Consider the following 24,069-nt stretch of genomic DNA (forward strand, 5'->3'; position numbering starts at 1 on the left):
ACTGCCCATTTTTTTTTAACTTAAAGGAAGATTTGGCAATAACACACTCCATCAACGGAGCAACCAACAATATAGCCAGCCCGGCAATCCGGACAAGGTAAGATCTTGATGAAGAGAACTGTTTCATGGACGATCGGATAAGGCTTTGATGAAGGCGCCCCAACGGGCGCCTTTTTTATTGCTATTCAACTCCTTGCTGAGCGGTCGCCGGCATCGATCCGTTTAACCAATGCCTGTTTACAGCAAACTATTGCCGGTTTGCATCAATTCGCCCCGGAGTAATTCAGCTTGAAGGTAGGTTTGCTCCAAATTTCAGTTCATGTCCACGCACTTATCAAAATGGCTACTCACTTTATTGCTGCTCACCGCATTCATAACCCTCAAGGCTCAACCCCCTGCAGGTTTTCCTGGTGGTGCAGGCATGAATGCCCCGGCAAGCGGCCACCTTACCGGAAAACTGGTTGATTCCGCCGGAAAAGCCATCAATGGTGCATCCGCAATCATTCTTCAAATCCATTATGACAGCACTACGAAAAAACAGAAGGAAGTATTGTTAAAAGGCGTTGCTACCAAAAGTAATGGCGCATTTGAGTTTGACGAACTACCCATTGGAAAACCATTGGTGATCACCTTCTCCAACACGGGTTATAAACCGGTCCGCCAACAGGTAACACTTACACCTCCAAATACTGAAAAAGATCTGGGTGAAATAAAAATGGAGCAGGAACAGGAATACCTGAGTACAGTAGTAGTAACTGCGTCCTCCAAAGCCCTGAAGCTGGATCTCGATAAAAAGGTCTTCAACGTCGATAAAAACCTGGTGAGTTCCGGAGGAACCGCCCAGGATGTGATGAAAAATGTACCGGGTATAAACGTGGACATAGACGGAAATGTAACCCTCAGGAATAGTACGCCCGTGCTCTATATCGATGGAAGGCCTACTACGCTGACACTGGATCAAATACCAGCCGATGCGATAGAAAGTGTTGAAATTATCACCAATCCATCTGCAAAATATGACGCGTCGGGTGGCGGCGCAGGGATCCTGAACGTTGTCTTAAAAAAGAACCGGAAAACAGGATATAATGGGAATATCAGGGCAGGAATTGATAAAAGAGGGGGAATCAATGGTGGCGGAGATCTCAATATCCGGCAAGGAAAATTCAACATTACCAGCAGTGCCATGGTCAATCAAATGAAAGCCCGCACCACCGGAACCACGGTCCGGAATAACCTGACAACCGATCCGCTTACCACCATCAGCCAGTATAGCCACACCCGGGAAAATGGGACTTTCCTGTTTGGAAAACTCGGTTTCGACTACTTCCTTTCCGACAAAACCACCCTATCACTATCCGGCGTAAGGGTCCATGGAGAAATGAAACCTTCCGAAGTGCTTGATACCTATACCGACAGTCTTTTCACCAATGGTATTGTCAGCACTTACAGTCAGCGCAACACCAGCAGTATGCGCGAATTCAATGGTGGCGGTTTAGTATTTGGTATGAAACAGACTTTTAAAAAACCAGGAGAGGAATGGACATTCGATGCCAATTATTTCAGCGGTAAAATGGAAAGCAGTGCCAATTACGCTACCGACTATTACAATAGTGCTAAGGAGATCTACAATACCTACCTGCAAAAAGCTACCGGATACGGAAACGATCAAAACCTGGTCCTCCAGACGGACTATACACGACCTTTTGGCAAATCCGTCAAACTGGAAACGGGATTGCGTGCTGCTTTGCGCAAAAGAGAAAACAACAATCAGAATTTCACCTATAACCCTGCAACCGGTCAATATGAAAACGTTGTCAGCGCTTCAACCTACTACGCCAATACTGACAATGTATATGCTGCCTATGCTACGGTAAGCGGCAACATCAAAAACTTTGGTTACAAAATCGGACTGCGGGCAGAAAGCTCCGAATACAATGGTGAATTAAAAACCACCGGTGAAAAATTCAGCAACAAGTATCCGGTAAGCCTGTTCCCCTCGCTTTTCCTGAGCCAGAAACTGTCTGACAACCAGGAATTACAATTCAGCATTACCCGCCGGATAAACCGTCCCAACTTCTTTAACCTGATACCGTATACTGATTACTCCGACAGTTTAAACATCACACGGGGTAACCCCGGCCTTAAACCTGAATTCACCACTTCCTTTGAGTTGTCTTACCTGAAAACCTTTAACAACAATCACTCCCTGCTGGCATCGGTCTATTATAAAAACACTACTGATCTGATCACCCGCTATATTGATACAGCATACAACCCGGTGTCGGGCAAGCAGGATCTGATCAACACCTTTATCAATGCCAACTCAGCCTACACAACAGGTCTCGAACTTACCTCAACCAATACCATTAACAAGTGGCTGGATATGAGTACCAATATCAACATCTACAATTCAAAAATTGAAACAGGCGATAAAACCACCTCACAACCAGCCCTCTGGAGTTGGTTTGGTAAGTATAATGCCAATGTAAAATTCCTGAAAACATTCACCGCACAGCTGAGTGCCACATATCAGAGCAAAACAAACCTGCCGGTAAATACCAATTCCGGAATGGGTGGCCCCCCTATGATGCAAACCATGAGTGCCTCCCAGGGATATATCAGTGCCAACTGGGGGATGGACCTGGCCGTGAAAAAGACATTCCTAAAGAACAATGCCGCTTCCGTTACCCTGAGCGTCAGCGATATTTTCAGGACCCGGATCAACAAACAATACTCAGAAAGTGATTACTTTACACAACAATACAACCGGTTACGCGATCCGCAGATGGTAAGGCTTTCCTTTAATTACCGCTTCGGGAAAATGGATGCCAGTCTCTTCAAGCGCCTTAGCAAAGGCACTGGTGAAAACGCCGGCAGTAGTTATTAACCTGTTCAACAATCCCTTCGTCAGCTATGCCTAAGGCCTGGTATCAATTAAAGTGGGTGCAGGTTTGTTTCCACTTCATTTTCTGGATCATCATATTTTCACTTCCTTATTTGTTGCGGCAGGTATATGGAAAAAACAATGATCCGGAAAACAATGGTTTCTTTTACCTGGGAAATCTTACCGGACTATTATGGACCGGTACTTTTTACCTGAATGCCTACCTGCTTTTCCCCTTGCTGATACAACGTAAAAAATATGCCTGGTATGGCATTATCGTACTGGCGCTGTACATGTTCATCATCTGGGTGCACGGCATCCTGTTTGTTCACCTGGTACCCAACCACCAGTTCTATTTCTTATTGGGTGCGGCTTTTAATGCACCTGCGTATTTCCTGGCAATTGCCAGCAGTACGATATTCCAGCTGATCAGGGAAAAAATAGAAAGCAATAAACGGGAACAGGAGAAGAACGAAGAGAACCTGAAAACCGAACTCTCTTTTCTGCGCTCACAAATCAGTCCGCATTTCATTTTTAATGTGCTCAACAATATAGTGGCACTGGCCAGGTTAAAAAGCGACCAGCTGGAACCTACGGTTATCAAACTATCCTCCCTGATGCAGTATATGCTTTACGAGACCAATGAAGAACGAGTATTGCTCAAAACCGAAACAGAATATCTTAAAAGCTATATAGACCTGCAGCAGCAGCGTTTTGGAAATAAGGTGACCATCCATGCACAGATCAACGCAGCAGATAGTTTCCACGAAATAGAACCCATGCTGCTGATTCCCTTTGTAGAAAACGCTTTCAAGCACGGTGTGGTTTTTATGGACAACCCCGAAATCAATATCCAGTTAACCACCAAAGACAACAGGCTGTATTTTACCGTACGCAATAAATTTAACCCCCGGCAGCAGGAAGTAAAAGATAAAGCATCCGGCATCGGGCTCGCCAACGTTAAAAGGCGATTGAATTTGTTGTACAAGGACCAACACACCATTAGGATCAACACAATCCAGGAACTTAACAACGAGTATTGGTTCGAAGTATCTTTACAACTAAACCTGCACTAATGTTAAGGTGTATTGCTGTTGATGATGAACCTTTGGCGCTGGCACTGTTACAGGATAATATCAGCAAGTTACCCTACCTGCAATTGGTCGCAAGCTGTGCCAACGCGCTGGAAGCAATAAAAGTAATGCAGGAGCAGCCGGTTGACCTGATGTTTATTGACATTCAAATGCCCGGACTTACCGGCCTGCAGTTGATAGAAACAATGGTTCACAAACCAATGGTGATCCTGATTACCGCCTACAAGCAATACGCCCTGGAAAGCTATAACCTGGATGTGGTGGATTACCTGGTAAAACCGGTTCCGCTCGAACGCTTTATAGCGGCCTGCAATAAAGCTTATGAATTATACCGTTTAAGAAACAGCAGTGCGGCTGACAAAAAGCCCGCTACTTATTTTTTCGTCAATGTAGATTACAGCCTGCTCAAGATCTCTTTTGCCGATGTAATCTGGGTAGAAGGATTACGGGACTATATCAAGATCCACCTCAAAAGTCCGCAGAAACCTGTGGTGGTAAGAATGAGTATGCGCTCCATTGAAGACGAACTCCCACCATCAGATTTTATCCGCATTCACAAATCATATCTGGTCGCCATAGAAAGCATTACGGCCATCAAAAAATCGAGTGTATTTATGGGCGATATTGAACTGCCTGTCGGCGACACCTACCGCGATGCCATTGAAGCGATTACCCGCAGGTGATCAGCAAGACGGCCGGCCGTTCCATTTTGACACTGGGGTGATACTCAAAATGACCGGGCTAAGCCAGTAACCTTGTTGCATACCAGCAAACACTTGCACTAACAATGATTTTGAATTAATTTAGGCCACCGCCTCGCTAACAGTGACGGAAAACCGCTTATGCCCCTGACCTTACCCTTGAAAAAGTGCATCATTTCATTTATCCTGTTATTTAGCGTCTTTTTTTCCAGCGCTCAAATGCGCCAGGTATTCCTGGACAATACTGCACCTGAAAATGAGATTAGAAAGATCAGCTTTTACTCCGCCAGGGAGGGCTATGTGGCCTTCCGTGACTGGATAGGCTTTACCACAGACAGCGGTCACACTTTTACAAAAAAACCAATCACCCTGTCAAATGTTAACATTAGTGGGTATTCCGTAAACCTCACCTTCGGATTCGGAATTTCCGGCGTAAAAGCATTTGACAAGAACACCTTGCTGGCATGGGGCCATTATGGGCTCGTCCCTGCCATTCTTAGTTCAACAGACGGCGGCAACAATTTTAAACTGGTTTTTCATTCGCAATTTGACCAGATGCAACTCAGGACAGGAGTCACCGACATGATTTTCCCGGAAAATAACAGTGTGGGTTATGCGATAGATGCCGACAGGATCCTGAAAACAACAGACCGGGGGTTAAACTGGTCAATCGTAAAAACTGAAGCGGATAGCTATTTCGATTTTCTTGAAGCTCCCGACAACAACAACGTCTTTGCGGGCAGTCGCGACTATAAGGCCAACAAACTGGTCAGAACAGCAGACGGTGGCAGCAGCTGGCAGCAAGTGACCTATCCTGTCGCTGGTGGCAAAATGCAATATGCCTGTTTCCTGAATCCCTCCACAGGCTGGATGAGCATTCGTGATGACCGTTACGCTTATTTCTATGCCACCACCAATGGCGGAAGCAGCTGGACCTTATTGAATGACCGCGAGGCTACTCCTTTTGCAACCAGCCGGATGCGATTTACTGATGCCAATACCGGGTATGCGTTCTCCGGACAAAATACTGTATTCAAAACAACTGACGGGGGCATTACCTGGGAACCCCTGCCACGAGACAATGCCTTCGCCTATCTTGGCTATTCACACAACGACCTTCATTTTCTTAACAACAATCAGTTTTGGGCAGGTGGAGGCCACGGGCTGCTCGAACTCAGTACCAACAGCGGAGGTACACCTCTGGCAAAGTCCTATTTCAAAATTGATACTGCCGGTCTGTCGGCAACAGGAATCGTTAACCTGAAAAACTACTCCCGAAGCAGCTATACCTTTAAATGGCTGGTGAACGAAAAATCATCCGGAACTTCCTATCATTCTTCCTATACACCGGATTTTACCGATCTGACCGATACCATAAAGCTGATTGTAACGAATGGCAGCAGTTCAGATACTACTGTAAAGTATGTACAGTTTTATCCGCAGGTTATTGTTTCCGCCTTCAGCCCGTCGTCAGGCAAAACCGGTGCACCGGTAACCATTACTGGCAAAAATTTCGATAACGTTACTGCTGTTACGTTTGGCGGCGAGCGTGCAGGCTTTTCCGTACTGTCGCCAACAACCATTCTTGCAACGGTTGGCCAGGGAGCATCAGGGAAAGTGACTGTATATACCCGGACCGGTTCCGGATCACTGGCCGGGTTCACCTACCTGCCGCCACCTGCAATCAGCGCTTTTTCACCCTTGTCGGCAACAGCAGGAACAGCGATTACCATTACCGGAACAAATTTCAACGATGTTACCACAGTCACCATTGGCAATGTTCCGGCAACATTTACAGTCGTCTCCTCCACCACAATCAACGCAATAGCGCCGTCTTCCGGATCGGGTGATGTTACCGTCGTCACTACAGGCGGAAGCGCTTCTCAGGCTGGATTTGTTTCCATCCCCACTATCGTTTCCTTTACACCGATCAAAGGAACCGAAGGAACCATTATGACCATAACGGGAACATCATTTACCGGTACTACATCAGTCAGCATTGGAAATAAACCGGCGCTTTCTTTTACTGTCCAGTCCTCAACTACCATAACTGCAATAGTTGGTGCAGAGGCGACAGGGAGCGTTAAGGTGACCTCCCCCGGGGGCAATTCCATATTACCGGGGTTCACCTGGTATCCTAATCCGGTAATCAGTTCCTTTTCACCAATGTCCGGTCCGGTTGGAACTTCCATTACCATTCTGGGCTCGAACTTCCACGCCACACCATCTCAAAACGTTGTTTACTTCGGTTCCATACGGGCAACCATTACCAGTGGCACAACTACCTCACTAACGGTCAAAGTTCCGGTTGGAGCAAGTTTCGAACCCATCAATGTACTCAGCAACAACCTGCGTGCCTGTTCCGCTACGCCGTTCCTGGTTACCTTTCCAAATGGGGGAAGCATCACTGGCAATTCCTTTGCCGACTCTGCTGTGGTCAATACTTCCCCGGACTATTATCCCCAAAAATTACAGGTGGGAGATGTAGATGGCGATGGCAAACTGGACCTGGTGGTATCCGCGTATGGAAACCTTATCACGGACAATGGCATTTTCATTTATCGCAATACTGGTACGGCTACCACTGTAAGTTTCGGAAAACCATTGTTCCTCCCCCTGGAAGCACCGGATGCTATTTCCCTGGGTGATTTGGATGGCGACGGCAAACCTGAGCTGGCAGCAACCAATGACACCACTATTAATATTTACCGGAACCTGTCCACAACAGGCAATCTGGCGATGGCCCCGCCAACCATGTTACCTTCAGCAAACGGGCTAAGCGGTATAATCATGGGTGATGTTGACGGTGATGGTAAACCAGATATTGCAACCTGTTATTTCCACCAATATGGCACTTCGATCTATCGGAATACCAGTGAACCGGGAAACATTTTATTTGCCACCCCGATGGAAATAGCTGCACCAGGAGGGAGAAATATATTACTGACTGATCTGACCGGCGACAACAAACCCGAACTTGTAGTACCTCAGGCAACAGACACAAAGCTTTATGTAGTCACCAACAAGTCTGTTAAGGGCCAGGTTAAATTTGATACTCCGGTTACTTACGCGGGATACACACTTTCTTATGCTGCTGCCGCTGATATGGATGGCGATGGACGCACAGACATCGTTATGGGTGACTATTGGGCATCCCGGATGGTTGTGCGCCGGAATATGGGAGCCGGTGTTTTGGCTGATCCGGTTCAATTTGACGCCACCTCGAGCCCTTCAGGTATTGCACTTGCAGATCTCGACGGCGATGGAAAACCTGATATTGCGACGGGACTTTGGAACGCCAACCGTGGTGTTTTCAAAAACCTGAGTGAGCCCGGCGACATCAGCCTGGCAACTAAACTGAACTACGGTAACCCAACAAATCCCGGAGAACACATGATTGCTATCGGAGATTTCAATGAAGATGGCAAAAGCGACATCGTTGACTGCTCCGGGGGCAACCAATCAATATCCATTCACTTCAATAGCACAAAGGCCGAACCTTTTGTGCAGTCCTTTACTCCTGCAATTGGTAAAAAGGGAACTTCAGTTACCATAACTGGTTATAATTTTTCAGGAGTCAATTCGGTTAAATTTGGCGGCGTTTCAGCTGCTTCATTCGTAGTGAATTCATCCACCAGCATCACCGCTATTGTTGACAATGGCAGCTCGGGAGAAGTAGCAGTTACCAGCAGCCTGGGTACCGCGGTAAAAGCCGGATTTTCTTTCGGGTTACCACCGGTAATTTCGTCCTTCACACCGCTATCTGCCAGTACCGGTACAAGCGTTACGATTTCCGGAACAGGGTTCAGCACAACCGCTGCTGATAATATTGTGAACTTCGGTGGGGTGAAAGCAATCGTAACCGCTGCTTCATCAACATCACTGACAGTTACTGTTCCTGCCGGCGCCTCATACCAACCAATAACCGTAACCTGCAATAATCTCATCGCTTACTCATCGGATTGGTTCAGCCCATCTTTCCCCGGTGGCACCACTACCATTACCGCGGCATCCTTTGCAGCTCCTGTAACAGGAATCGGCGGTTCCGGGTCTTTCTGCGATCTGGATGGCGATGGCAAACTTGATCTGATGATTGCCAACAATAACGATCTTGTCCTTGAGAGAAACCAAAGCTCTCCTGGTTTCATCAGTTTTGACCAAATGCAGGTTATCCCGGCCGGACTACCAAGAGCAAATCCGGTAGCGGGCGATCTCGATGGCGATGGCCGTCCTGATATCATTGGCATCAGTCATGACGGACACAGTTTCGTTGTATTCCGGAACACAAGTAACATTGGCAACATCACTGTAGAAAAAACGATCACTCAAAAGACGGGCGTTGACAGATCAGACCCAATGGACGGACTCATCCTTGACATCGATCAAGATGGCAAACCCGAGGTTATCGTGGTGAACTATAGTGCGCGAACCCTGTCAGTTTTCCGTAACCTCAGTACACCCGGCAATATAATGCTGGACAACCGCATTGATTTTGGCTTTTCATACTATCCCACCGGCGTTACCGCCAGGGATGTTGATGGCGATGGCAAACCAGATATCCTGGTTTCCTCAATTTCAGAAGGTAGCGAAGGAGTGGCAGTATTCCGCAACACCAGTGTTCCGGGCGCCATCAGGTTTGCCAACAAAGTTGATTATCCGGCGAATGAATGGCCCTCTGGCATCGCTGGTGCCGATTTTGACGGCGACGGGAAAACAGACATTGCCGTTACCAACTTTTCTTCCAACGACATTTCTATCATCCCCAACAACAGTTCATCCGGCAATATTAATTTCGCTCCCCGCCTGAATTTTCCCACCGGTAAGGGTCCCTGGAATTTTACTGCGGGTGACCTTAATGGTGATGGTAAACCAGACCTGGCTACTGCAAACCTATACACCCAAAACATTTCCGTGCTTTGCAACAACAGTACTGCCGGTTCAATCTCCATGCTTCCCGGGGTAGATCTGCCCATCGGGAGGGATCCAGACAACATTGTCATTGCTGATGTGGATAACGATGGTCGTCCTGATATTGTAACAGGAGGTGCGGGAATAACTGTTTTCCTCCGTAATATTATTGGAACCGGCATTCCGGTCAGCGTGTGCCCGGGTGCGGATACCAGCATCATTTCCGATATTACGGGCACCAGTTACCAATGGCAGCAGAACGACGGAAATGGCTTTGTTGATATCGCAAACGACAGCCATTTTTCAGGATCTTCAACAGCCAGCCTGCACCTGAAAAACATACCAAAAGCATGGAGCAGTTACCAATACAGGTGTGTTGTCAATGCCATGCAAAACAGCACCGTTTATGTATTGGATATCTCCAGAAACGCAGTAACGCCTTTCGCCTTTATTTCGACAACAGCAAAAGATATTTGCGCAGGTACTGCTGTTACCTTTAGAGCTGTTTCAGACAACGGGGGAACAAATCCTTCCTGGCAATGGCAGGTTAACGGAGTCAACACCGGTAGTGATACAAGCATTTTTACAACAACTGCGTTAACCAATAACGCACAAGTCAGGGTTATCATGACCAGCAATGCGATATGTGCTGCGCCGGTGATGGACACGAGCAACACCATTGCAATGGTTGTGAATGCAACGGTTGCACCCACTGTTAGTATCGCCTATTCACCATCACCAATCTGTACAGGTGCACCGGTAACCTTTACCGCTTCTCCGTCAACTGTCACCGGAACCGAGTCGTACCAATGGAAGAAAAATAACCTTGCGGTTGGCGGCAATTATGCTACCTACACTGATAATTCGCTTCAAACCGGTGACCTGATCCAGGTGGTCATGAATACGTTATCAACCTGTCTGCCCGGCACACCGATACTGAGCAATACTATTACTATTGCCCTGGATGCGTCTCCGGTGCCTGCGGTTAACATCACAGGCAGCACAGATGTGGTGGCAGGCAGCACTGTCGTAGTCACCGCCAATCCGATTAATTGCCAGGGATCGTCCACCTATCAATGGCAAGACAGCACGAAGTCACATGGTTGGCAAAATATCGCCTTTGCAACTACGGCTGCATGGAACTACCAGCCAATGCAACAGGGTGATAAGCTGCGCATGCTCCTTTCCTGTACATCACCCTGCGGGACGACTTTCATCACAGAAAGCAATGTGTTGGTATTTAACCTGCTTTCACTGCAGGCCGGATCTGGCATGATTGCTCCCAATCCTGTTACAAACGGCATGCTGGTAATTGACAGCCTGAATACTCTTGACGGCTGGCAGACCCTGGACATATTCGACCTGGGCGGAACGCTGCAATTCCACATGAATTTACCACCAGTTTACCCGTCGCGCATCTCTATCCCAATTAGTAGTTTGCCGCGGGGTAATTATATTGCGCTATTAAGGCGCAACAATGGCCTGCCGTTACGTTTGCGCTTTATTAAACTATAAACAGGTATATATCTGAATAACCCGGCCGGGTAAATGCAGCGGCCGGATGTTTTCCCTGAAAATGGACCGGTTGCCGGTCCATTTTCGCTTTATGGAAAAGCCAAAGTGCAGACACACTTTGTTATATCCGGAAAGAAACATTTCGTGCACCAGGTTGTTATCCTACGAAAGATGTGTTATGAGCCAGGCATTTGTAAAAGAAGAAGGGTATCAATCATTGCTTGCGAATAATACTTCTCCTTCAAAATGAAAGGATAAATCTCAAGAAAAGGGGCGAAAGTATTAAACACGATTGATAAATATTTTGAGACCCAACCTTCTCTCACTGGACACAGGTGATCTTACTAATCTACAAGTACTTACTTTACTTCCTACTCTTTTAATCCAACGTTCATTTGTTCAATTGTCTTTATCGCAACCCTTATTTCAGAAAACAATGGATAATCATCGTCACAACATTCCAAAAAAGCTCTTAGCTTATTTACCCCGTATTCGCGATCACCAAAATAAATTGGCTTCTTTATTGCAACTATTGCATAATAAGCATCAACAAAAGACATATCGCGCTTAAGAATTAGAAGGTCGACAAATAATTGAAAGTGTTCGGCACAATCGAATTGAGAACACGCATAAATAAGCGTACTTACAAACTTTGTATGAATGTTCTTTTTTATAGCAGTAACCATGTATTCCTCGCTACCGCTGTGATTTGCTTCAATAAACTTTAATGCAATTATATCGCGAAGTCCGGAAGAGTTTGTCGCAATTAATACTTCGCCGAGTTGTTTCAGTTGAATTGCATCAAAATACTTTCCATTAAATTCCTTCAAATACGAATGAAATTGATTTAATTCCGTCTCGTCAGACGGAAAATAAATTTCCCTGATAGATTAAAAAGCTAAGATTGGCATTAAATTGGCAGAAGGATGTAAGCGCCCTCGCCGCTTTTTATAGACAAATTTTGAAAAGTCCTTGCACCCTGTTCGAAAGTACGATTTAATGATTCGTTAAATAAATTTGCGAAAATATTTGTTGTATTCTGCATCGCATCCCATAGAGAAATTCCGTTAATGTTAACAGTTGTGAAAACTCCCCTCAATTAGTAGCGTTTAAAACTAGGGATTTCCATTCAATTTCACCATCACGCTGGAATGTTGGAAATGAATCGGTTTGTTGATGCTTTTGCAAAAAAGCTACCGGTGGTTGATAGTTCAGGGATTGATGTGGCCGTTGATTGTTATAAATCCACATCCAGGAATGGGCCATCATCTGTGCTTCCTTCAGCCGTGTAAATACATATGCATCCAATACTTCTTCCCTGAAGCTGCGATTGAATCTTTCCATGAACCCGCTCTGGTGGGGCTTTCCTTTTTCTATGAACTTAATATCAATATTTCTTTGGAACGCCCATTGGGCAAGGGCGTCTGCAATAAATTCGGGGCCATTATCAACCCTGATTTTGGTGGGTTGCCCTCTCCAGGCAATCAGTTGGTCCAATTCCCGTATTACCCGTTTGCTGGTAAGACTGGTGTCCATGGTGATTGCCAGGGCTTCCCGGTTGTAGTCATCGATAATGTTAAATGACCGAAAGGAAACGCCGTTGTTCAGAGCATCGTGCATTAAGTCCATGGACCAGGTGATATTTGGATAAATAGGCTGCAATAATGGCTCCATGATCCTTGCCGGTAACCTTTTCTTGCGCTTTCTGCGTAGGTTCAAGCCCATCTCTGTATAGATCCGGTACACCCGCTTATGGTTCCATAGAAAGTTCAGGTTCCGCAAACGATGATGCATCATCCAGAATCCCCAACGATATTGATAGCGGCTAATTCTGCAGCTGATCGCGTACTTCCTGATGCTTGTTTGGCTTGGGTTTGTAGTAAAATACTGAGGGTTGTATGCTGAACAACACAGAGGCCTGCCGCAGACTTAACTTGTGCTCCAGATGAGCAAAGTCTACCAGCTCTCGCTTTTCAGCAGGCCCTAGAGCTTTTTTTCAACAACGTCCTTTAAAACGGTTATTTGAAGCGTCTGTTCGGCTACGATTCTTTTGTACTGGGCAAGTTCCGCTTCCAACTCCTTGAGCTTTTTAAGCTGATTCACTTCAAGGCCAGAATATTTGGTCTTCCAGTTATAAAATGTAGCCTGGTTAATGCCATGTTCCCGACAGATGTCAGCTACAGTTCTACCTGTTTCCTGTTGCTTTAGAATCCCGATGATCTGGGATTCTGTAAACTTTGGCTTTTTCATTTTTCCGACTTTAAAACTACAATTGTTTTCTATTAACAATCGCTACGATTTAAAGGGAAGCTTTCAATTTGGCAGAAACAGCTTAGTTCTGCGACATGTCAAATATCGTTTATGCATTATGCCCGTCCTTATCGAATAAATAACAAAAGCAGATTTCAAAATAAAATAAAAATTCCCCTCTTATAGTGGGAATGATCTAATTAGTCTCGTGACAACATACATAAACTCAACTCCATAGCGAATGAAACCATCGCTATACTAAACCAGTCAAGGTACCTATAACGAAATCGCCACGGTTAAGCAAATCGCAAGCAAGGTCTCTACTATTCCTATTTCAATTCCGGTTGTTTCAACACATTATAAGCGACTAGACCAAGAATAGGTACTGCCAGTAAGATAAACAACCAAATCAGCTTGTAAAAAAAACTCTTATTCGGCATAGAAAGCAAAGTGACTATTTCTTTAAACAGATAAATCCAATAAGTAACATACAACACAACAAATAGCCACTCAATTCCAGTAGGTCGACTAATTAAAAGGAATTCGGTCATATACTATTACAAGTTTTATGAATAATAAATTAAGCAGCCAAAAATTCAATTCCCTTATCGAATTCATCATCAAATTCTCATCACAATCCAGCTCAAATATAATTATTTATACTGCAATAATTTTGCAGTTCTATTCCCGAATTTAGTTCCAATTCCTAAAACCAACCTTATCAACAAATGACAGATCTGGACTTGATTATCATGTATTTAGCTGATTCAAAAGTCGCCGCCGCTACCGAAATAGGCAAAATTGAATTAATCCAGCACGGAATGACAAATCGAAATTACAAATGCTCTTTAACAACCGGCAGTACAGTTATTGTTAGAATTCCAGGGAATGCCACCGAAATCCTGGTCAACAGAAATAACGAATTGAGAAACACCCAAATAATACAACAACTAAATATAACGGTTGACCATCTATTCTTTGATAACAAATCCGGAATAAAAATTACACGCTACGTAGAGGACAATCGTTCCCACGTGTCAAAACAGGAACAACTAATTAACATCGCACGCTTCATTAGAAGACTACATAGCTCCAATATAACATTCAAAAACAATTTTAAACCCTTCACTCTAATCAAGTTTTACCTAACGTCCATTTATGAAAAATCTATAACAATAGAAAGCGACTTTGAAAGCATCACTAGTAAGTATTATGCCCACCGAATAAATTCTGAAATACTAAAATACACTAGCACCTGCGCCTGCCATAACGACCTGGTGGGTGAAAATTTTATTGTATCCTCTAAAACTGACATATACCTTATTGACTGGGAGTATTCTGGCATGAACAATCCTATCTGGGATCTTGCATCATACTCACTGGAAAACTCCTTGAGTTATGAAGAAGAAAAGCTGTTTCTAGAAACTTACTATGAATTGACAGCACTTGACACCGCTGTATACCGTTCTCTAGAATACCTAAAAGCACTACAAGATCTGCTTTGGTATCTTTGGGCGGAATTAAAGACACAATATGGTCAGGATTGTAAACATTATGGATTGACGCGTTATAACAGAGCTAAACTAAAAATAAATAAACTTTGAGCATCCATAAGCCAATGGAACAAGCTAATGAAAATGATACTAAGTCAAACAACCCCACGAGCCACATTCAACTCACTCAAACAATCGATTTCATGCCAGTCGTCAGAGCCAATCTCTTCTAACCTAATTTGAAGTCTATCGAGGTTATTAACGACCAACTGGTCCCAAAATAACCATCTTTTACTACTATTGTCATCAACCGCAATCTCTTCAATAACAGCATTCAAGGCTGCCTTAATAATCAACGCATCTCGAAAATTCCAAAAAGAAATACCTGACATTATATACGCTTTGGAACCGATATTCTCACTTTCCAAATTTGTATCCACTATAATTCCCTGAAGTACTTGATCAGTAGAAACATCCAATACCCATTCTTTATGAAATCCTGATCTTAATCCAGAAAAATAAGCGGAGTGTTGTAGTCCAGCTTTTAAAATATTCCTATACAAATAAACATCCCCCTCAAGTACGTAGGAATCTCCAAAATACTCTGCTGCAACATAAAGAGAATAGATATTATTAAATTTGTTAAACTCAGTATTATTAATTAAACAAACACCATACCTTCTCTCCAGATAATTGAACTGTTCTTTCAAATATCCGACTACCACATAAATCTCTTCGATTCCGATTTCTTTCAAGTAGCAAATCTGAGTTTCGATAATTGGCAACGGACCTACCTTCAATAGGGGCTTAGGAGTCTCCTTAGTAAGGCTATCCATCCTACTTCCTAAGCCAGCTGCCAGAATAATTGCATTCATACGCAAGAATTTTGATTACCATACATTACTAGACCTATTCAGGCTAAACAAAACTAAAACCAATTAAGAGACTCTTGAACATTCCAAACTTGAAAGGTCCGTTTCAATTAGGATAATAATATTAGCTCGTCCCAATTCAATAGACTGGAATCCTCACTAAACAGTGACACCAGGCACAAGCCAAAACCAGTAAGACCACAATTTAAACCAATCTCACCAAACCCTCCAATACTCTTATAAGGATCTAGCGCTAAAACCCCATTCCGATACAAGAGGTTGTTAATTACTGCATGCAACTTTTCATATTGCTGTGGAGAAATCTCAAGCACTCTACACAAACGGATACAGGATTGAATTCTGGGTATAACCACAGCTAAGTCTCCAACGCTATTGGAACAATTGAAATCCAGGTCAAAAAATCGCTTTCTTACAATTTCCATCTGATCCTCCGCTACAGCCAACGAAAATGAATATAGTACTGGAAAGTCAAACTCAAGGTCATCTCTAATTAAGCAATCATTTACCTTACTCCTAATAAGACACTCAAACTGACCCAATTGCCATTCTAGCTCTGTCGAAAATATTTTCGACGATCTACATTTAAATACAAACAATATCGCCCTTGCAACAAATAAACTACTTTCGCCTTTAAAGTCAGCGCACCCGGAAACCAATCCGGTAAAAACATCAGCTACTCTTTCGAGTAATAGCGACAAGTGATTTGATAAACAGTCATTCAATTTTGTAGTGATTTTCTCATCGAATGGTTGTTCGTCTAACGATCTATTTATTAGGTATGAATACGCGCCAATTAAATCAACGAAATCACTCCTGATATCAGAAACTTCTATAAATCGAATAATTACAGAATCATATTTGCTGAGCAACTCAATATCATCCATGCTAACAAATCCGTTGACACACAAATGATAGGTATAAACGGCATTTGGCACCAATTGAAATAAATTCTCATCAAGTGTTTCAAATAACAACTTACTATTTCTTAATAGCAAAAAATTTGAGAAATTGAAATACGACGGCTCAGCAATCGACTCAGCATAGTAATATAAGAATACTATAGCAGGCGGACATCCATCACTAACTGACGTATTCAACAAAGGCTTTGCCCTCGTAACAACTATCTCCGAGATAGATTTTAGAAAAACCCTAACATTCTCTTCAAAATTCGCAGGCCCCAACATTGTCATATTAGCAATGGACTCGTTGCTAATTATCAAATCCTCAAATAGGATATTCCCTGGATCATTCCAGCAATTCCAATCTGGATTTGAAACCCTATAACTCTCACCAAACAAAACTTCACAATAGTCAACACTTCGCTTCAATGCATTGACGGTCACGCCATCGAGAAATACCTTCTCTACTCCCTCCTCAAAAATAGATGGTGCATAACCATAAAATCGAACGCGATTCAAAGATTCAGCAAAAACCGTTTCCACAACATAGCCCTTATACCTCGTCAAAAAAAATATATCCACCTGGCAATCCAAAATGAGCGTAACCTCGCGAATTTCACCCTTGTATCGCCAAATCTTCACAACCGGTAAACTTTCGATAATCTTCTGTATCAACGATTCATCAGCATCCAGAATACCAATATCAATGTCAGGATCATGAGAAATAAATTTAGCACCCCTCACAAACCCCAAGCATGTCCCGCCTATAACAAACCAATCCGGTACAATAGGATCCAACATTTCTCTAACCCTATTGACAGAACTTCTCAAAATACTATTCATTCTTTATCACAATTATGATGCTTCCAGTGTAAAGACACCTATTCTCAAATCGGTTGTAAAATCAACTTGACGAATTCTATCACGTTACCCATATTATACCGGCAACTGTCCACCAACTTTCAATCAAGAAACACCAGACTTCACAAAACCACAAATAAAATACCCTTCTTCCTCATAATAATAACAATTTCGAGATCTACAATACCTAATAACTGCACCCAGTTGTTTCAGAAAGGCAATGTAGATATATAGCGTTCGCTCAGAAATCGCAAGTTTTTTCGCCAACTGCTTTGGTGTACCAGTAGATTTTGTCCGAATCAAGAAATCCAATCTAACTATCCTATGAATAACCTTTTGTGACATACGAGGAAATATGTTAGAAACCCTATAGTCATTTTTCAATAAGACGGTCAATCAACTGCAAATAAGAATCTCCCATAAGCTGACTTGTGAACAAACTCCTAGCCCTAGTGATGCCCGTATCAGTAAGGCGTTTTGAAAGGTTACTATCCTTCAATAGCCGGTCAATACGTACAGTAATCTCTACGGGCTTCAACGTACGCTCACCCTTGTCATCGTGAGAAACGGGTATCATCAAACAATCAATCCCGTCGTCAAACATCTCCTGCAAACCATCTACAGCTGAAACGACTAATGGTATTGACCAAAACCGCATTTCAATAGCACTAAAACTGCACTGCTCCATTAAGGATGGCAATACACCAACATCTGCAATAGCATACCATTTCTGCAGAAGTTCCCGAGAAATCTTATCAGTAAGAACAATTCGACTCCAAACTGGCTCAGCGCTCCGCAGCACTTCTCCCAAACTACCCATCCCAATCAATACCAATCTACTATCCGGCCAATCTTTCAAAAGAGACCTAAAAGCTTCAACAAGAAAAAAGACACCCTTATTAGCGACTACTCGACCCGAAAACAATACAATCTTCTCCCTTTCACCAATCCCAAATTCCTTTCTGATTGCAATCTTATCATACTTTACAAATTCCGGTTCTGCAATTCCATTGTATACAATATTCAATTTTTCTTCATCAACCCCTAATACACCTTTAAAGAATTCCTTTGCACAATTCGTAACTGTAACTACACCATCTGCAGCCTCAACCATTGCAAGCTGGTACTCCGTCTTAAAAAATGCCTCTGGGCAAAAAGATACATTTCTGTCTTTCCATTCTTGTGCAAAAACCGAATCTTCTACCTTAATGCAATCTTTCCAAGACCATCCATGATGAACATAAACTACAGTGCATTTAAAGAAATCCTTTACCTGTTTCACCAGGCTCAATTCTGAAATAGAGTTAAACAAAAAAACCAAATTCTCTTTCGTTGCCAGTATTGGATAAATTACTTGGAGAATTCTTTTCCCAAGGACAGTTGTAATGTTATCAACACTGGCAGAAAGGAATAAACCATTGCCTGGACATGGAATATGTACGTAGTGCAGCCGGTCATTGTCAAATCTCTTTACTTCAGGATATTTGCGGCATTCTGTAACAATAATCGTTACCTCAATGTCCTCCTGCCTGCCAAAAATCGCCAATAATTCATCAGTATGGGCCCCTAGTCCGAAAAATCCTTGCATTTGATCGCTACAGAACAAAACAATGTTCTTCATCGTTTTCATACCATTTATCTAATTTGAAATAGTAAGTCGAAATGATACCAGTACATACCCCCAAATTCAAAACTCGAACCAATTTTTTATTGTCAATTAACGACTCCAATTAACGGAAGCCATTCGAATCGCCCTCTTTCCATAGAAATCAACGGCAGAGCAACTCTACAAACTCCTCGATCAAGACCTATTGGAACACATCTCTCCGATTCAGAAAATGGAAACAATCTTGGCAAAGCATTTTCCTTCAAACTACCATGTAAGGATTGCCTCAATTCAGAACTAAGTACGTTCGCTTCCAAAATATTGTTATCGTTACCGATAAAGTACAACCATAAACTAGCAAATCCGATGTCGCTGAATGGAATGCTTCCAACCTTTGTCGCTGCGATAGCAATCCACTTTTCAAAAGAAGCAAGAATCTCCTGATAACTCAAAAAACTACCATCAAAGCGGCAACACCTGAATAACACAAAATAGCACTCCAGCTGCTCCCATGAAAACAAAGACCTTCTTAAATGAGAAAAACAATGACCCAAAATAGAATTAAGTAGTGTCTTTGCCGGTGACTCACACCAATCAATTTTCGCAACCTGTAACAAAAAAAGGCAAACGCCTGGTAATCCAGTAAATATTCCCATCACAGGTAAAACGCTAGTTTGATAGCACCTTCCGATTTGCTCCACACTTAAACTGACGGCCTCTCTATACTTTAATCTGTCAGTCTCCCTTAACGTATATTTGGAATTATACCTAAATAGAAAATAGAGACCCAAACCAGCAACTCCATTAACGATACTAATGTCCTTTGTTCCATTCACGCGAAGTGCATCCAATATAAAGTTTTCACTCTCCCCCAAAATTTCAGCAATATCGTCTTGCAAGAATCCTTGATCCCCCAATAATTCAAGCAAAGCACCAAATCCAGAAACTCCACATCCATATGACACTGGCGTATATCTACCAACTTGCGAAATAATCTCCTCAATAAATGAAAATGCTAAACCTCCGTAGTAGTCAACCGGCAAATCACCACTTAGGCAATATTTATACAATACAACAGCTCCTTTCCCATTAAAAAACCCGATATTTTCATTAAAACTTGAATTAAGTAGCAAGTAATTTGAAATCCTGGAAATAACGTCGTCACCTTGTCCAATCAGTTTCATGACCAACATCTTTTATAGCTCTCCTCCAAAAATATTTTAACCAAGAACCACCATTAAGAATCTCTAAGAGGAAGCAATTACAAAATCGCAATACCATCATAAAGTATTAACATAAGTAGCGATGTAAGACTCAAATCTGCTATCAGGAATAAAAAATGAAGTAGCTGCAGCATTAGGATTTAACACGAATACATAAGAATTATTATCCTTTTCAACTCCATAGGGCATATCACCTTTCTTAACCCAAAATACCGGAAAATCAACCTCAGATATCTTCCTCCATTTCAAATAAGAATCATAGTTAGAAAAATCTACCAAAACTATAGTCTCATAGTCTCTCTCAATTCCCTTATTACTCTTAATTAAACTAACAACCTTATCTGCACATTGATTACACCCAATCTCTGTATACCTGATAATTAACTTTCGCTTGTTTCCAGTAGCCAACTCACTAAGTCTAAAAGGCTGCTGCCTTTTCCCATCTTTCAGGTGATAGGCCAGAACTTTCTCTAGCGTCACAGCCCGATTTCCTTCTTTAAATGCAAGGTCAATTTGTTGTGTTACATATTGAAGTTTGAAATTAACATAATTCATGCTGTCCTTTAGTTCGACATTAGAACGCTTCAACATCGCATTGGTCCTTATTAGTTGGCTATAGTAAAATATCACAACTCCGCAAAAAACAACTAAAAGAAAAGAGAAAACAATATGATTTATTCTTTTCATTTGAATTTTACTTTTACTAGGTAGTTTACATCAAGGTCCTGATTCAAATAACCACTTAAAGTGTTGCTTCTACTCACCATATCCTTCAGATCTATTCCATTTACGACTCCAATGTATTCATCAGTCACCTTATCATAAGCCTCCAAAGTAGGAAGCGTCAATCCGAATTTGGTTGATACAGTAAACGTTTTAGTATTGGCGACAACCTTACCCTGCTGTTTGTTATAAAGGGTAAAAAATGTATCTCCAAACTCCCCTTTGCTATCCCGGGAAACAAAATATATATACTTTTCGTTCTCAATCCAACGCCCATTTAATCTTGCATACTTCTTTAAAAAGGCAGCCTTTTCGTTAGGTGTTGTATGAGGGTCTTTATACTTTTCCAAATGTTCTCTGACAATTGGCAATACATCTTCTGGTAAATTATCTCTCTCGTATGCAACTTTATACCTAACAGTCGCACCCTGAGTAGAAATATCGTAAACGGAATTGTTATACGATTCAAAAAATCTCAACGTGTCATTATATGGAAAATAATGGTTACTAAATGTCAGCCAGGGGACACCTTCAAAAATGCGTTCAAAAGTATTGTCAACCCCAGTTAAATCAAGCTGCTCATTCAAAATTCCTATATGAAACAGTTTGCCCTTATACGGCGCGTTAAATTGATTGAAATCAGCATATCCCGCATAAGATTTGGTACCTGGAATATCCCTAATGCTTGAAAAGTGATAAAACTCTGATCCTTTCGTGACTGAAAAATGGGCCAACGACGAATCAAACGTATATATCTTAAACTGAGCATAATCATAAACCTGCAAATTTCCATCTCCATTTACCCAACAATCATGAATATTCAGTGCATCATTAGGCCCATCACCATTTTTCATAACAACCCTTTGAAATTTCCCGGCACTATCAAATAGCAATAGCTTTGACCCCCTCCTGTCATACGCTATATAATTCCCTTTAAATGGTATCAATTTAAAAACACCAACCATGAAATTCCCTTGCTCTTCACTTAAAGGAATAATTCGGACATCTTGTATAAATTCAGAAAGATCGAATTTGTCTACAAGAACATTATTGTCAACGAGTATCTTTGTGTAGGTAAGACTCTCGACCGGACTATCCTGACAGGATAGTAACAAAGCAAAAATAAAATAGGCAAACGTACTTTTAACCATAACGAAAATTATCTACATAGGGTTTAAAGGAGGAGACAACATCCAGAAAGTTGCGTCTCCTCCTTGGAATTACTATTTAGGCACACAATTTCTGGATGAAAATGTGCCGAAGCAAGAAACGCCAGTACAATTGTATGGAGCGCCGTAAACTCCAGTAAAATTGCAATAGGTCCATTGCCCCACGCCCGCCCCACACTCCAACGTAACTAGCTGGTAACAACCCATTCCACCGCCGCCTCCGCCTGTGGTAGTCTGAGCCATCGACTCCAATGAAAATGTGTTTAAAAGTCCAACAGACATAGCCATGACGCCAGCTGTCATAGTAATCTTCCTGAGAGATTTCTTTTGAGCATTCATAACTGTGATTAGTTAATTAAAAAATGTTCCAATTCCATTAATTGAAACGAACCTGCCAAAACTAATGACCTTTAGTCCGACCATGCAGGACGCAGAAGATTAATTAAATCTGCTCCAAAATTAGCAGGTTGTTTCCCCTAAAAATCGAAAACGAAAACGGTCATGAAAGGAAATTACAATAGGCGTCCGGCCACACCGGACGGAACACTTTAAACTGGAAATATTTCATTTATTGCGACGAATATAACAAGCCAATACACAACAACATTCGTCCATATCATTTTCAATCCATTACATCCTGGTTAAAACAATATGAACATAAACACTTTAGTCAAAGGAGAATATCTTCCAATTCTTTGGATTTGCAACCTAAAACGGAGGCCCTCCGTTCACTTGCCATATTCGTTCATACTGATATGCTGGACATTCCTGCTAACCTCATGCGTTGACAGCCCAGAAAGCAGCCTGGCAAAAGAAATAAACATAAAAAAGGACAAGATCGAACCCATTAAGGTATCAGTAGCAACTAGTCGGCTGGGCCAGTTTCAGTATATCATTAATTCAAATGGAAAAGTCAAAGCTCAAAATGAACAAATTGTATCAACAGAGATTAATGGAAAACTGGTCTCATCCAAGGCAAAGACTGGAAAATTTTTTTCCACTGGAAGTATCATAGCCGAAATTGAAACGACTCCCATTCAACTAAGGCTTGAAAAAGCGAAACTCTCATTGTTTAACAATCAGAAGGAATACGAGAGCCAGCTTCTTGGGTATGAATACCTGCTCAAGGGTAAAACTGAGAGTGAAGCCGAAGCCATCAGGACCAAACTAAGAATTAGCTCTGGTGTATCTGCAACAGAACTTGAAATCCGAGAGATTCAATATGAACTGAATAAGGCTATAATACGAGCACCGTTTAACGGAGTACTGTCAGATGTAAAAATCCAAGGGGGAGAAACACTAAAATCAGAACAAGAGCTATTCCACATTTATGACAACAATAACCTATTCCTAGAAGTGAATGTGCTGGAATCTGACGTTATCCTGCTCAAATCTGGTATGCCTGCCGAAGTATCCCCAATTTCCTCTTCAGAAAACAGGTTTACGGCAATAATAGATGAAATAGATCCTTACATCGCAGAAAACGGCATGGCAAATGTCAAACTAAAAATAGGCAAACCTATCGGCAGGTTTGACAGAATAGTACTATACCCAGGTATGAATTGTTCTGCTATGATCAAAATTCCAATGGGTCAGTCCATCCTGGTGCCAAAAGACGCCATAGCTATGCGAAATGGTATCCCTGTGGTCTTTTCTCTAGAAAGCGGAAAAGCCAAATGGCATAATGTAAAAGTCGGGCGTGATAACGGAATAGAAGCAGAAATAATTAATGGCCTGCAAAAAGGAATGAAAATTATTACGACCAATAATCTACAACTGGCACACGATGCACCCGTTGAACAAAACGACTCAACGCATGAAAAGTAAGAATATAATCATCAGCTATTAAG

General features: G+C 42.3%; 16 protein-coding genes. 6 read left to right on the plus strand and 10 right to left on the minus strand.

Translation table 11 applies throughout. The annotated features are described in order from the left end of the window. Positions 1-319: 319 nt before the first annotated feature. From FPE01S_RS04905 to FPE01S_RS04920, 4 genes are all read left to right on the plus strand, one after another. Positions 320-2,887: an outer membrane beta-barrel family protein gene (locus FPE01S_RS04905; RefSeq protein WP_046367712.1), complete on the plus strand. Its 2,568-nt coding sequence runs from the start codon at positions 320-322 to the stop codon at positions 2,885-2,887. Between the two features lie 26 nt (positions 2,888-2,913). Next, positions 2,914-3,960, plus strand: coding sequence for a sensor histidine kinase (locus FPE01S_RS04910; protein ID WP_046367713.1), 1,047 nt, complete (start codon positions 2,914-2,916; stop codon positions 3,958-3,960). Beyond that, positions 3,960-4,661 (plus strand): LytR/AlgR family response regulator transcription factor, encoded by a 702-nt coding sequence (locus FPE01S_RS04915; protein WP_046367714.1) that lies wholly within the window; start codon positions 3,960-3,962, stop codon positions 4,659-4,661. Before FPE01S_RS04910 ends, FPE01S_RS04915 begins: the two co-directional genes overlap by 1 nt. A gap of 237 nt (positions 4,662-4,898) precedes the next feature. Beyond that, positions 4,899-11,102: an FG-GAP-like repeat-containing protein gene (locus tag FPE01S_RS04920; RefSeq protein ID WP_046367715.1), complete on the plus strand. Its 6,204-nt coding sequence runs from the start codon at positions 4,899-4,901 to the stop codon at positions 11,100-11,102. A 371-nt stretch (positions 11,103-11,473) separates the two neighbouring features. Here FPE01S_RS04920 and FPE01S_RS04925 read toward each other — a convergent pair whose 3' ends face one another. From FPE01S_RS04925 to tnpA, 3 genes are all read right to left on the minus strand, one after another. Then, positions 11,474-11,932, minus strand: a complete 459-nt coding sequence (locus FPE01S_RS04925) for a hypothetical protein (RefSeq protein WP_046367716.1) — start codon at positions 11,930-11,932, stop codon at positions 11,474-11,476. Between the two features lie 265 nt (positions 11,933-12,197). Next, the gene (locus FPE01S_RS04930; protein ID WP_369403726.1) at positions 12,198-13,016 is read right to left on the minus strand and encodes an IS3 family transposase; all 819 of its coding nucleotides are present in this window, start codon (positions 13,014-13,016) and stop codon (positions 12,198-12,200) included. A gap of 69 nt (positions 13,017-13,085) precedes the next feature. Then, positions 13,086-13,352: an IS66 family insertion sequence element accessory protein TnpA gene (gene tnpA, locus FPE01S_RS04935; protein WP_046367718.1), complete on the minus strand. Its 267-nt coding sequence runs from the start codon at positions 13,350-13,352 to the stop codon at positions 13,086-13,088. A 728-nt stretch (positions 13,353-14,080) separates the two neighbouring features. Between tnpA and FPE01S_RS04945 the strand changes: the two genes are divergently transcribed. Continuing rightward, a complete protein-coding gene (locus FPE01S_RS04945) occupies positions 14,081-14,956 on the plus strand; it encodes a choline/ethanolamine kinase family protein (protein ID WP_046367720.1) in 876 nt (291 codons plus the stop codon). 44 nt (positions 14,957-15,000) lie between these two features. Here the strand turns inward: FPE01S_RS04945 and FPE01S_RS04950 are convergent, their stop codons facing one another. From FPE01S_RS04950 to FPE01S_RS04975, 7 genes are all read right to left on the minus strand, one after another. Continuing rightward, entirely contained in the window at positions 15,001-15,720 is a 720-nt protein-coding gene (locus tag FPE01S_RS04950) for an NTP transferase domain-containing protein (protein ID WP_046367721.1), read from the minus strand. Positions 15,721-15,827: 107 nt separating this feature from the next. Beyond that, complete coding sequence (locus FPE01S_RS04955) at positions 15,828-17,480, minus strand: LicD family protein (RefSeq protein WP_157473900.1); 1,653 nt, start codon at positions 17,478-17,480, stop codon at positions 15,828-15,830. Positions 17,481-17,603: 123 nt separating this feature from the next. Continuing rightward, positions 17,604-17,843 carry a helix-turn-helix domain-containing protein gene (locus FPE01S_RS25350; RefSeq protein WP_072053952.1) on the minus strand — a complete coding sequence of 80 codons (240 nt, stop codon included), beginning with the start codon at positions 17,841-17,843 and terminating at the stop codon, positions 17,604-17,606. A gap of 28 nt (positions 17,844-17,871) precedes the next feature. Beyond that, positions 17,872-19,128, minus strand: coding sequence for a glycosyltransferase (locus FPE01S_RS04960; protein WP_046367723.1), 1,257 nt, complete (start codon positions 19,126-19,128; stop codon positions 17,872-17,874). 83 nt (positions 19,129-19,211) lie between these two features. Continuing rightward, positions 19,212-20,288: a glycoside hydrolase family protein gene (locus FPE01S_RS04965; RefSeq protein ID WP_157473901.1), complete on the minus strand. Its 1,077-nt coding sequence runs from the start codon at positions 20,286-20,288 to the stop codon at positions 19,212-19,214. Positions 20,289-20,384: 96 nt separating this feature from the next. Next, positions 20,385-21,014 carry a hypothetical protein gene (locus FPE01S_RS04970; RefSeq protein WP_046367725.1) on the minus strand — a complete coding sequence of 210 codons (630 nt, stop codon included), beginning with the start codon at positions 21,012-21,014 and terminating at the stop codon, positions 20,385-20,387. Next, positions 21,011-22,201 carry a DUF4934 domain-containing protein gene (locus FPE01S_RS04975; RefSeq protein ID WP_046367726.1) on the minus strand — a complete coding sequence of 397 codons (1,191 nt, stop codon included), beginning with the start codon at positions 22,199-22,201 and terminating at the stop codon, positions 21,011-21,013. The genes FPE01S_RS04970 and FPE01S_RS04975 overlap by 4 nt, the downstream gene beginning before the upstream one ends. Before the next feature lie 669 nt (positions 22,202-22,870). Between FPE01S_RS04975 and FPE01S_RS04980 the strand changes: the two genes are divergently transcribed. After that, complete coding sequence (locus tag FPE01S_RS04980; protein WP_046367727.1) at positions 22,871-24,046, plus strand: efflux RND transporter periplasmic adaptor subunit; 1,176 nt, start codon at positions 22,871-22,873, stop codon at positions 24,044-24,046. Positions 24,047-24,069: the final 23 nt, after the last annotated feature.

It is taken from the genome of Flavihumibacter petaseus NBRC 106054 (assembly GCF_000974785.1).
Lineage (GTDB): Bacteria > Bacteroidota > Bacteroidia > Chitinophagales > Chitinophagaceae > Flavihumibacter > Flavihumibacter petaseus.